Below are 12301 nucleotides of genomic sequence, written 5' to 3' on the forward strand. Positions count from 1 at the left end.
CGTCACACCGTTCTTGAAGTAGAAGTTGACGCCCGTCGTCTCGAAGGCGAGTAGGCTCCATTTTCCAAGGCTGCATACGTGTCTTCGGTTATGGCCGTTCCATCGATGGACAGCTCCAGCTCCTCAGCAGGCGCATGCTCGCCAGTCGCCTTCAATACATAAGTGCCCGATACGAATCCGCCATCCGCCACATTGAGCCGCAGCGCCGAGCGGTCCGGACCACCGGTCACCTGAATGCGGTACGTCTCGCTCGTGACCTCATGCGTACCATCCGAGACGACGAAGTAATACTCGTAATACGACTTGCCGATCAGGTCCGGGGAGTACAGCTTGTAATGGTAGAAGCCGTCCGCGAAGCTCTCCGCCAAATATCGCTTCGTGTAAGCCGTATCGGCGTTGCTGCGGAAATAGAACGCGACCGTCTTCACACTCTGGTCGTCCTTCGCCTCCGCCACTATGTCCACGTCATTCGCTTGATCAACCGTAGCTTGACCTGTAATATCCGTCACGGTCGGCTTCTGTGTGTCGGCCGTAAGCTTGACCGTCACCGGCGGCACCTGCTCGTCACTGACGACACCCGGCGTTGCCGGCAGCAAGCCTGCGCTGTACTTGATCATCGTCGTTCCGCCGTCGACCGGATATTTGTAGAAGATCCCTTTATCCGGCTTCGTCTCTTCATCTGTTTCGTAATACGCTGCCGACAGCTCCGTACGCGTGTTCGTCGCAACGACGAGTCCGCGCTTGCCCGAGTTCGCCATACCCGCGCTGTAGACGCGAACAATGTCCACATTCTCCGTCAGACTGCTGCCATAATTCGCATTGAAATCTGCTACCGTCTTGGTGTCGTTCTTGCCATTGATCACCCAGAACACGAGCGTACCGCGTGAAGGCACGACCAGCTCCTCCGGCACACCCGCCCAGATGACGTCCGCCTCCGGCCCGGAGTCGGTGTATCGGTATTGCAGCTTGTAATCCTTGAAGTTCAAGTCGCGATTCGTATTGTTATAGATTTCGATAAACTCATAGCCGTCCGCACTGTTCACATTCGTCGAATCCGGCACGACCTCCGTCACGAGAAAATGCGGCATCCGATTGTAATCGATCGCCCCTAGATCCATACGGACTGTGTACGTGTCTGTCGTCACCGTATGGACGCTGTCCTTCGCCTGAATATAGTACAGCAGCTCCTGCTCCTGCAGAGCTGACTTCGGAATTACGCCGCTGTACTGCGAGTCTAAGGCGGCCGTCAACGGAGCGGACGCATACACCGCCTGGGATACAGTCCGGTAATAGACGGCAGCCTGCACCGTATCAAGTCCTGTCGACTGCTCCGCATTGTCAATGCGAGCCGTCACGGCCAAGTCGGTGCCGACCGCACCGTCTGTAATTGGTGTATGTGCAATCGTCGGCGCCATATTGATCGGCTCATCCGGGAACATGACCGGCTCTGCTGGAATCTGGCCCGAGTGCAGAGCACCCGGTGTCGGTGCGGCCTTCGTGTACAGCTTGTCCGCCGCAATGCCCGAGGCTGCGAGCTTGTAATGAATGCCGAGGCCACTGCCGACATCGGCCTTCAGGTAGATGGAGGAGGCTATTTCTACATGATGCTTATTCCGAATGACAACCCCGCGGTCCCCACTGTTGGAGAAGCCGTCGAAGCCGTCGAACTCGATCACCTGCGACGTAGACAGGCTCGTTCCGTATTTCGCGTTGAACTCATCCAGCGTCTTGTTGGTGTTGTTCCACCAGAGCACAACGGTCTGCTGAGGCGCGAGCGTATAGTCGTCGAATGTGAACGTCTTGTCCGCCGTCGAGCCCGTCGTGTACCGATACAGGAACGTGTAATCGTTCAGTGCGAGCGGCTTATTCGAATTGTTGTACACCTCGAAAAATTCATAGTGATCCGCCCCGTCTACATCCGGATGAATTTCGGTCACGAACAGCTCTGGCGCCGTCTGAGCCGTGGCTGGCTGTGCCGTGACTGGTGCTGTGAAGACTGTCGGCCAAGCGGTCTGCAGCGTCATTGCGCATACAGTCAGCACGGCGGCCCATCGCTTGAATCTCGTTGTTGTTGCCACGTGTACCACTCCTCTAGGTTATGTAAGTACGTAGTAAGGTGATCTACACTTGCAGGATGCGCTCGATGAACCAATACAGACCGAGCACACCGACAATTCCTGAAGCGACCTGAACCCAGCCCGTGCGCGGAATCCAGCGCCTTGCTGCCCACAGTAACGGGAGCACGAGCAGCACGACGGCAACCTGTCCGAGCTCGACGCCAACGTTGAAGGCGAGCAGCGGCAGCGCCACAGATCCACTAAGCGTCCCTTGCAGGAGCTCGGCGAAGCCGAAGCCGTGAATGAGCCCGAACAGCAGCGCAACGCCCCAACGCTCCTCCTCATCCTTGCGCCATATGCTCCGGGCTGCCACATACACGATGCTGAGCGCGATGAGCGGCTCCACGATCAACGGCGACATGGAGGCGAGCTCGAGCGATGCGAGAATAAGCGTCAGACTGTGACCGACCGTGAACGCCGTCAATAGCAGTAGCAGCCTGCGCATGCTGCGATGCGTCAGGACGAGCGCAGCAACGAAGAGGAGATGGTCGATACCGGAGAAAATGTGCTCCATGCCCATGACCATGTAGCTGCCGACTGTCCCGAGGAGCGTACCCGATGCTGTGGATTGATAAACCGAATCGTTTAGTGTTGGTTGCCCCCCGGTCGTTGCTGGATCCGCAATTGTATGCGGATTGCTGTCTGCGACCTGAGCGGCCTTGAACTGCACGATGCTATTGTTCTTATTCAGCACTTGTTCAATAATTTGATCGCCGAACCGGATCGAAGCAAAGCTGCGGTGCTGCGGATCCAGCCCATCATAGAACACCGCGTATTGGACCTGATACCGCGTTGCCGGCTTGTCGAAGCTGTACGTGATCGGTATGTTGACCATCGGCATTTTGCTACGGGTAATGTGCTCGGCCTGTCCGAGCTTGGCCACGCCTACCTTGCCGTCTCCGGTCACGATCAAGTAGTTGCTCACGAACTTATCCAGTGCCTGACTGCTCTGCGCCTGTGCAAGCTCCTCCTTGCTGAGAACGCCGTCCTGATCAGCATCTAGCTTCAGCCCTTCCATCAGGTCATGCTCCGCCAGTACAAGCTGGTAGCTTAGCCCCTGCTTCTCGACCACGATGTCAGAGAAGCCCGAGGATGAGAAATGCGCCTCCACCTCTGATGGGAAGCTCAAGCCGAGCAGCAAGCATCCCACCAGCAGTACGCGCCAGACAAAAAGGCCGATAACAGATCGGCCTGCAGCTTCAATTAAATGCATCATGACCTCCGCTGTTCGCTCTGTGTCGTGTGAGTATCGTTTGGTGTCGAGTAAATAAGACGAATGACTCAGTCATTATATCGTTCGGATGTAAAATGCAAGTCAACGGTTCGTGAAAAATTTGTAAATGAAGCTTGATAGTAAAAAAAAGCTCGAATAGAGCTCGAGGCTTTCCACGACAACGCAAAATAGGGACCCCCGTCGCATCCGGCGGAAGTCCCTATCGTATCGTCGTATTCAATTGTAAACTCCTTCCTCGCATTGTGGCTGCTTCTATTCAAACTGCCTTATGTACCCGCCAGCTCCTTCGTTGATTGAGCGTCGGCTTCGCCTATCGGTAGTCCATTGGATGAGCCTCCCTCCAGGTTGGTTAGATTTCGCAACCTCCACTTAGTTACACGACCTGTTCGGTGTACCCGCCTGCTCCTTCGTTTCGTTGAGCATCAGCTTCGCCTTTCGCTAGCCCATTGGATGAGCCTCCCTTCAGGTTGTTTAGACTACGAGATCTCCTCTTAGTTACACGACCTGTTCGGTGTACCCGCCTGCTCCTTCGTTTCGTTGAGCATCAGCTTCACCTTTCGCTAGCTCACTGGATGAGCCTCCCTTCAGGTTCATTAGGCTACCTCGCGACCTGTACCTTGTACCCGCCTGCTCCTTCATTTCGTTGAGCATCGGCTTCGCCTTTCGCTAACCCATTGGATGAGCCTCCCCTATGCTAGTGTCGAGCATCAGTGACTATGACGACTGCTTCTCTTGGCTATGGTCCCATCAGCATTACCTCCGTTCTTTGATGAGGTAATATTAACATATTGTAAATATTATTGCAATATTCAGAATATTATAATTTTATTGGTTTAGTCGTGAGCGTGACCCACACTCCCGCTCTCCATTAGCGTACGAAACGTTCGCTATTGGGCGACGCTGCCTCCGTGACCCACACTCCCGCTCTCCATTAGCGTATGAAACGTTCGCTATTGGGCGACGCTGCCTCCGTGACCCACACTCCCGCTCTCCATTAGCGTACGAAACGTTCGCTATTGGGCGCCAGGAGTACTCGGCCCTTGGTGCATCGACCCATTATGTGATGCTAGGACCGAACGGCGTCATTCTCCTTAGCTACATTCAGCTACTCCCCACAAACAAAAACGAAGGCGACCACAAGGGCCGCCTCTTCAGCATGAAGCTTGATTACACGAGAAACGCTCGGGAGACAATAACCAAAAGAATGAAGAGCACCAAAATGGCACCTGTCGTCGTGTAAGCTGCACCTGCGTATGTCATACTAATCGTCCTCCTTCATGTTGTTGCTTGCCTTACGCTATATCCTATGCCCGCCTTGCCTACATGGGATGGGCGAACGTCCCATGCATCGACGAATTGAGCGTTCGCCTATTGGTTACGGCATAGGGAGGTCAGGAGCACATATGATATGAGGACGTACCCATTGACCTTTTACAACTTTGAGCTTGCTCAACAAGCGCCGCCGCATCATCATTCTGCCACAATAATGACTCACACACATCGGCCATATCACAAAATCAAACGCTTCGGTCAACAGCCTATGTCAGCAGCCAGTCCATCAGTGCGTCGGTCCACCAGCCAGTTCACCAGCCAGTCCATCAGTACGTCAGCCCGACCGTCAGTCCGTCAGTCTGCCAGCCCGGCAGCCCACCAGCCATCCATTCAGCCAACCGCCTCCTCCATCAGCACGTAATCACAGACTCCTGCTGCAGTGACAGCACCACGTTGTCGCCGACACGCAGCCTCAGACGGGACCATGCCTCCACGTCACCGTCCGACGTACGCAGATGGCACTGGTACAGGCTCCCCTGGTATTGCACATTCACGACCTCGGCGGGGATGCCAACTGCTCCAGGCGACTCGACCGTCCACTGGTCCGGGCGAACTGGATACAAGCCGCGCTGCTTGAATTCATCCGCAACATCAGCAGCCGGCCAGCATAAGCGCTCCGCTCCATTCGGAGCGGTGTTGCCCTGCACCCCGCCAGCAGGCACGAACCCTGCCGACGTCCAGCTGCCCGGCACCAGATTCGCCTTCGATACGAACCGGGCGACGAACTCCGTCTGCGGTCTCTTGTACATAGCTTCAGGCGTGTCGACCTGCTCGATCCGTCCGTCCTTCATGACGACGATTCGGTCCGCCATCGCAAGCGCCTCCCCTTGATCGTGCGTGACATAGACAATCGCGGAGCCGGTCTCTCGGTGCACGGATTGAATTTCCCGCCGCATGTCCAAACGCAGCATCGCATCGAGACTGCTCAGCGGCTCGTCCATCAGCAGCAGTGTAGGCTGGGCGGCAATCGCTCGGGCAATCGCCACCCGCTGCTTCTGCCCGCCGGACAGCTCGTGCGGCAGTCGGTCGCCAAGTCCGCTCAAGCCGACGAGCCCCAGCACCTCGGCGACTCGCTCCTTCTCCCGACTGCGGATACCAGGAGGCGTCGCCCGATGATGGCGAATCGGGAAGCGAACATGCTCGGCGACGCTCAGGTGCGGCCAGAGCGCGAACGATTGGAACACCATTCCGATCTTCCGCTGTTCGGGAGGAAGGCTGAAGTCCGGTCCAGCAGCCGCAGCACCGTCCATCATGATCGAGCCGCCCGTCGGCTGCTCGAAGCCGGCCAGCAGGCGGAGAAGCGTCGTTTTGCCACAGCCCGAAGGACCGAGCACCGCCACGAACTCCCCTGCACCGATCGTCAGGTCGATCCCCTTCAGCGCCTCATGACTACCGAATGCTTTCGTTAATTGTGTCACTTGTATCGTCATGCTCGCACTCCTCTCCGATTGCTCCAATGCTGCAGCGCCAGCGTCCCGCCCATGCCTGCTGCCGTAAGCAGCACAATAAGACAGGACAGCGCCGTCGAGTACATCGTGTCGCCTGCCTGCTCGAACCCGAATACGGTCACCCCGATCGTCTGCGTGCCAGCAGCATAGAGCAGCGCCGAGACCGTGAGCTCCGTCAGCGCGGTGAGGAAGACGAGGAACGCGCCGCTCAGCAAGCCCTGCAGCAGCAGCGGCACAAGAATCACCCGCCACGTCGTCCACATGCCAGCCCCTGACGCGCGGGCAGCCTCCTCGACAGAAGGGTCAATTTGCAGAAAAGCTGTCGCACTCGCTCTCGCCTGCAGCACTAGAAACCGGCATACGTAAGCAAGCAGCAAAATGCCGGATGTACCATACAGCCCCGGATTCCAGCCCGGTATCGGCTCCATCCAGGCCAGAATCATTGACAGCCCAAACACGATGCCTGGCAGCGCATACGGAATCGCGATGAGCCCCTCTGCCGTCTTCACCAGACGGCCGGGCCTGCGTACCCGAAGATAGGCAAGCCACGTACCCGCCGCAAGACAGATCAGCATCGCGTACAAGGACAGCTTCAGGCTGTTGGCGATCGCCTTGCTCACCTTCGGATTTTCGAACAAAATGTACGTATAATTCGACAATGTCATATTCTCAAAGCCGAACGGCAGCCCGTACGCCTTCTTAAGCGAGATTGCGACCATGGAGAACAGCGGCACGACCGCAATGAGCAGCAGGAAGCCCCATACCGCAAGCTCCACAGGTCGGCGCCAGACGCCCAGCACAAGGCGGGGGCGATCGTCCGGCACAAGTGTCTCAGCCGCCTTCGCCCGCCTCGACAGCAGCCGCTGCACCAGCGCGCCCGCGATGGCGATGCTGCCAAGCAGGACGGACAGCGCAGCACCTCTTGCGAAGGCCGAAGGCCCGAAGCCGATAATCTCCTCGTAGATAAGCGTGCTCAGCACCGATATGTTCGCCGGGATGCCGAGAAAGGCCGGAATGCCGAAGTTATCGAGGCTTGCGAGAAAGGCAAGCAGACCTCCGGCTGTAATGCCCGGCATCGCCATCGGAAGCGTGACGAGCCGCAGCGTCCCGAGCCGCCCGGCTCCCGAGGCGCGCGCTGCCCATTCGAGATCGCGCGGAATGCGACGCAGCGCATCAACCGTGAGCAGGTACACGAGCGGAAAGTGATGCAGCCCCATCACGAAGATGATGCCGCCGAGGCTGTACATGCTCCAAGGCTTCGCACCTGCACTCAGCAGCTGAAGCAGCGCGGCAACTGGACCTTGACTGCCCATGAAGGACGACCACGACAGCGTCAGCACGTACGAGGGCAGAATGAACGACAGCAGTATCGCCAGATGCAGCGCCTTCTTCGCCCTCACGTCGGTGTAGGCCATCATCCAGGCAGCCAAGACGCCGAGCACGACAGCCATGCTCGTAGCGCCCGCCACGACGACCAGCGTCTCCTGAAGTGTCTTCCACGTACGCGGCTGCTCGAGCACCTCCATATAGGCTCGAAGCGACAGCGGCAGCCCCGCATCCGACTGCAGACTCAGCAGCACCAGCTTCACGATTGGGAGCAGGAACAGCACAAGGACGAGCAGCAATCCCAGCCATCCGAGCAAGCGACGACCCGACAAGTAAGAAAAGGAAAGAAAGCCGGGCTCGTCGGCCCGTCTTTCTTTCCCATATGATGATTGGTTCAGCTCTGGCTTCATTCCCATGCCCGCTTCCTATTGTCCGAAGATGTCAATGAACTGCTTCTTATCTGCCTCGCGAGCGTCGGTCAGCGTCTTGATGTCAGCCGACAGCACCTTGAACTCGCTGATCGTCTTCAAGCCCTTCGGCGCAGCGACGCCTTCACGAATCGGCGTGTAGCCGATCTCGGCGGCGACCTTCTGTCCGTCCTCGGACAGCACGAAGTCGACGAACGCCTTGGCTGCAGCGGTATTGGCAGCGGACTTCATAATACCGATCGGCTCGGTAATAACCGGCACGCCTTCTAACGGATAGACGAGCTCAACCGGGGAGCCCTTCGCCTTCTCGCGCGCGACGAGGAAGTCGACGACCATGCCGTACGGCTTGTCACCTGTCGCGACAGACTTGAGCACCGCACCGTTCCCCTTCACGACGGACATCTCTCCAGCCTTCAAGCTCTTGAAGAAGTCCCAGCCGAAGCCGTCTGTGCGCGTGAACACGCCTACGTTATAGGCAGCGGCGCCAGAATAGAGCGGGCTTGGCATAATCGTCTGCGACTTGCTCTCAGCAGCCGCCAGCGCCTTCCACGAGGTAGGCACCGTCTGCACCTTCTGCGTGTTCACCGCAAGGACGGTCGCCATCACCTTCGTGCCTTGGTACATGCCGTCCGAGTCTACGAGAGCTGCTGGAATCTTGGCAAGCTCCGGCGACTTGTAGCCGAGCAGCATATCCTGCTTCTTCAAGCCCTCGAACGTAACGGCATCGGCCACTAGCAGTACGTCGGCCTGCACCTTGCCCGCCTGCTTCTCCGCCTGCAGCTTCGCGATGACCTCCTCTGTACCGGAACGGAACGTCTCCACTTGTACGTCCGGATGCTTCTTATTGAAAGCTGCGATCAGCTTCGTTGCGTCTTCCTCAGGCTGGGACGTATAGAAGGACAGCTTGCCCGCTGGCTTCGCAGCTACCACTGTCTCCTTACCTGCCTCTGCCGAGTTCGCGGCCTGCTGTGGAGCTGCCGTCTCCTTCGATCCGCAGCCGCTGAACAGCAATAGTGCGGCCAAGCTGATTAGTGCAGCGTTACCTTTTCTCAACATGTGCGCTCTCTCCTTTAGTGTCTCTAGTCATCGTAAGCTCCGAGAACTAGATTAGAGATGTCCGACACATTTGACAAGTTAAGAGTATGTAAATATGAAGAGCCGTCAGACGCTTCCCCTAGCTAGGAAAACGCATCTGACGGTTCGATCTAGTCTGAGCCGACGAGCAGCCCACAATCCACCGCTCGCCTTCGAATCGAATAACGCCGGGCCGCCGAATACACGGCGAATGTAGAGATGATCGATCATTCTCGCTCCGCCCTTCTTGAGAAATGGACTTGACTTAACACAATTATAACACGTATACTCACTTACATAAAGTAAGTTAATTAATTTTTTCTCAAGGAGATGAGCGCTATGATTCATACCTCCCCCGCTGATTCGCGATATTCCGCCCATCATGGCTGGCTGCAATGCAACTTCAGCTTCTCATTCGCCGATTACCAGGATCCGAGCAACGTGCAGTTCGGTCCGCTCCGCGTGTTCAACGATGACTATATTCAGCCGCAGAACGGCTTCGGCACCCATCCGCACCGTGACATGGAGATCGTCACCTTCATCGTGAAGGGACAGCTGGAGCATAAGGATAACACGGGCGGACATGAGGTGCTGCGTCCGGGCGAGGTGCAGCGGATGAGCGCAGGCACCGGCATTCTCCATTCGGAGATGAACAATTCCGAGGACGAGGTGACGAACTCGCTCCAGCTATGGTTCCTGCCGAAGGAGCGCGGCATCGCACCGTCCTACGAGCAGCGTGCCTACGACGTTGACGCCGCGAGGAACGAGCTGGTGCCTGTCGTATCGGGCCGCGCCGATCGCCCGAACGGGATCACCTACATTCACCAGGATCTGACGATCTACATGTCGCAGCTGCAGGAAGGCCAGTCCATATCGTTCCAGCAGGAGACCGGACGCCGCATCTACGTATTCGTCATTGAGGGTGAGCTTCGTCTGAACGGCGAGGAGCGCCTCGGACGCCGCGACGCAGCACGTATAACCGAGTTGACCGAGCTGACAGTGGAGGCGCTGGCGGACGCTTCCTTCATGCTGATCGACCTTCCGTAGCGCGTACACAGCAGGCGGGTGAGCTAACGGATCAGCGCCGCGCGATCTACCGCTCCCGGCGTCTTCTCCAGCCATTCGCGGGCAATGAGCAGCTTCGTCGCCTCCTCGGTCAGCGTGCCCGCCTCTGCGATCAGCTCCATGTACAGGACGAGCAGATCGTGCTTCATGACCGAGCCAAGAGACTGCCCACAGTGGGTAATGAACGAGCCCATCATCCCCGAGACGTGGCACAGCATGAGCCGGTCCGAGAAGCTCGCTCGCGTCGTACCCGTCACATCGGCTTCGCGCGAAGCGACGAGCGGCAGGTCGTCCTTCGTCAGCATGCCTGCGATCTGCTCGGACAGCTGCTTCGTCTGCATCCTTGCGCGCTGCAGCAGCGTTCGCACCTCCGGATCTTGGGCCGTCTGGGCGAACGCGGTGCACAGCGCCTCCAGAATGGCGATGATCTCGGCAGCCTTGTACAAGTTAGCGATCTCCATGCTGTGCAACGGACGCGTATCCCCGAGCCAGCCTTGCAGGAAGCTTTCCTTCTGAATGTGCTCAGGCTGCTCAGGTGCAGGTATCGACGGATGAGCCGTATATTCGCCGCTTGCTCTTAATTGCTCGACAGTCAGCCGATACAGCTCGATCGTATGCCCAAGACTTTGCGATGCGAATTGCCTCATATCTTCACGAACCGATACAGACAAGCACTCCGCGTGGTAGTGCAAGCCGAGCCTTGACGCATTCATCATATAATGCAGAAAGAACCGATCTGTGAACAAGGCGGGCATATCAGGACGCACCTCCTCATCCTTAAATCCAAGCGGTATCGGAAATTGCTCCCCGCTGAGTAGCGTCCGACGTACCTCATTCTGTCTGACTGCCAGCTGCATCGCGATCTGCAGCACACTTCTAGCCCGCTCCTCCTGTACCTGTTCGAGGAACACGGATAGAAACCGTATAGACATCGCGTCGATCATATAGCCTGACCACACATAACCGATCTCAGAGGCGGTCAGAGTGTTCTTATTCTCGCTCCTGCTTTCCTGCATCGTCGTCACACCCCTTCATCTTCGTCGTTCTCGTTATTCCTCATGACATAATGCCCGTCTTCAGCTTCACATAAGGACGCAGCACATAGCTTGCTAGCTTCAACGGGTCGAACGTGCCAGGCTGAAACAGCCTGCTGCCCCACGGTCCGCTCAGCAGCTTCACGATTCGATCCAGGTCAGCATTGTCCAGCTGCTCCAGACTGCGTCGAAGCACCAGCGAATTCTCATAGCTCTGGCGAAGCGGCTCCATGAGCTCGACGTACTTGCCGATTCCGAGCAAATCATGCGCCGCATAGATACCTGATAATATAGCCGCGAACTGACCGAAGCCCAGATAGGGCATCATCGTGCCGAAGCAGTTGCCGACGAAGAACGTGTTGCCGATGCGCGCCGACTCACATATGCCGACCGGATACTGTCGAATCTGGAACTGGTCAATCACTCGCAGCTGCTGTCCCAGCCTCTGCTGTGCCTTCGCATAGAGACGCTGCCACAGCGCTTCGATGTCTTCCCCGCCTGCATGCGGCTCCTCCGGGTCAGGGAACGCAATGACGAGCTGAGCCTCCCGATCTGAGAAAGGAATCAGGTAGCCGTAGCCCTTCGGCGCCAGCTCATAGTTCAGCCACGCCATCACTGCATATCGGTCGAAGCAGCCCTCCACCGTCGCTCCCTTGATCGACACGGTGAAGTCACGTCGGAAATTGTGCATGCGCCGGCTGTAATCCCCGTCTCCGGTTGCCAGCACAATGTGCGTATGCTTCTGAAGCAGCTGCTCATACGTCTCCTCCGCATGCAGCCGAATCGGCGAGGCGAGCTGCCGAGCGAGCTGACACTCGTACGCATCATGCTGTCGGCCTCTGACATTCGTGAAGCCGAGCCTGCCTTCTATGAGTGCCTCCTCATTCTCAGAGTATATATACATGTGACTGACATGAGCCTGCGGCTGCAAGTACAGCTTGTGCGTCTCTGCTAAATAAGCGATGCAATCATCGATGGGGCGGCTCAGCAGCGACAGCATAAATTCACCGTTAACGAACCGATCGCCGACCCTTCCTCTCTTCTCATACACAACAGGCATCACACCGCTTCGCTCCAGCGTAAGCGCACAGGCTAGACCGGACAGCCCGGCCCCCATAATCGCGACGTTCATCTCGCGTCTCCTCCTCACAGCGCCCCTTCTAACAGACGTAACGTCCACTTGACCGTCGCTCGCAATACACATATAATTCCATATTATGCAAAAATCCATACATCCTATTGT

General features: G+C 57.3%; 9 protein-coding genes. 1 reads left to right on the top strand and 8 read right to left on the bottom strand.

Annotation, left to right across the window (positions count from 1 at the left end; translation table 11 throughout):
• Nucleotides 1–2: 2 nt before the first annotated feature.
• From PAE68_RS19675 to PAE68_RS19700, 6 genes are all read right to left on the bottom strand, one after another.
• Nucleotides 3–2078, bottom strand: a complete 2076-nt coding sequence (locus PAE68_RS19675; RefSeq protein WP_281889782.1) for a lamin tail domain-containing protein — start codon at nucleotides 2076–2078, stop codon at nucleotides 3–5.
• Nucleotides 2079–2121: 43 nt separating this feature from the next.
• Nucleotides 2122–3330, bottom strand: coding sequence for a HupE/UreJ family protein (locus PAE68_RS19680; protein WP_281889784.1), 1209 nt, complete (start codon nucleotides 3328–3330; stop codon nucleotides 2122–2124).
• A gap of 1188 nt (nucleotides 3331–4518) precedes the next feature.
• Nucleotides 4519–4611, bottom strand: coding sequence for a YjcZ family sporulation protein (locus PAE68_RS19685; protein WP_281889786.1), 93 nt, complete (start codon nucleotides 4609–4611; stop codon nucleotides 4519–4521).
• Between the two features lie 422 nt (nucleotides 4612–5033).
• Nucleotides 5034–6113, bottom strand: a complete 1080-nt coding sequence (locus PAE68_RS19690; RefSeq protein ID WP_281889788.1) for an ABC transporter ATP-binding protein — start codon at nucleotides 6111–6113, stop codon at nucleotides 5034–5036.
• On the bottom strand, nucleotides 6110–7873 hold the full coding sequence (locus PAE68_RS19695) for an ABC transporter permease (RefSeq protein ID WP_281889790.1): 1764 nt from the start codon (nucleotides 7871–7873) through the stop codon (nucleotides 6110–6112). The genes PAE68_RS19690 and PAE68_RS19695 overlap by 4 nt, the downstream gene beginning before the upstream one ends.
• A gap of 9 nt (nucleotides 7874–7882) precedes the next feature.
• The gene (locus tag PAE68_RS19700) at nucleotides 7883–8941 is read right to left on the bottom strand and encodes an ABC transporter substrate-binding protein (protein ID WP_281889792.1); all 1059 of its coding nucleotides are present in this window, start codon (nucleotides 8939–8941) and stop codon (nucleotides 7883–7885) included.
• 357 nt (nucleotides 8942–9298) lie between these two features.
• Between PAE68_RS19700 and PAE68_RS19705 the strand changes: the two genes are divergently transcribed.
• Complete coding sequence (locus PAE68_RS19705) at nucleotides 9299–10006, top strand: pirin family protein (RefSeq protein ID WP_281889794.1); 708 nt, start codon at nucleotides 9299–9301, stop codon at nucleotides 10004–10006.
• Between the two features lie 23 nt (nucleotides 10007–10029).
• On the opposite strand, the gene PAE68_RS19710 is transcribed toward PAE68_RS19705, so the two are convergent.
• Nucleotides 10030–11040 (bottom strand): DUF3231 family protein, encoded by a 1011-nt coding sequence (locus tag PAE68_RS19710; RefSeq protein ID WP_281889796.1) that lies wholly within the window; start codon nucleotides 11038–11040, stop codon nucleotides 10030–10032.
• Between the two features lie 40 nt (nucleotides 11041–11080).
• On the bottom strand, nucleotides 11081–12190 hold the full coding sequence (locus PAE68_RS19715; RefSeq protein ID WP_281889798.1) for an NAD(P)-binding protein: 1110 nt from the start codon (nucleotides 12188–12190) through the stop codon (nucleotides 11081–11083).
• Nucleotides 12191–12301 lie beyond the last annotated feature (111 nt).

The sequence above is a fragment of the Paenibacillus sp. YYML68 genome (assembly GCF_027923405.1).
GTDB lineage: Bacteria > Bacillota > Bacilli > Paenibacillales > NBRC-103111 > Paenibacillus_G.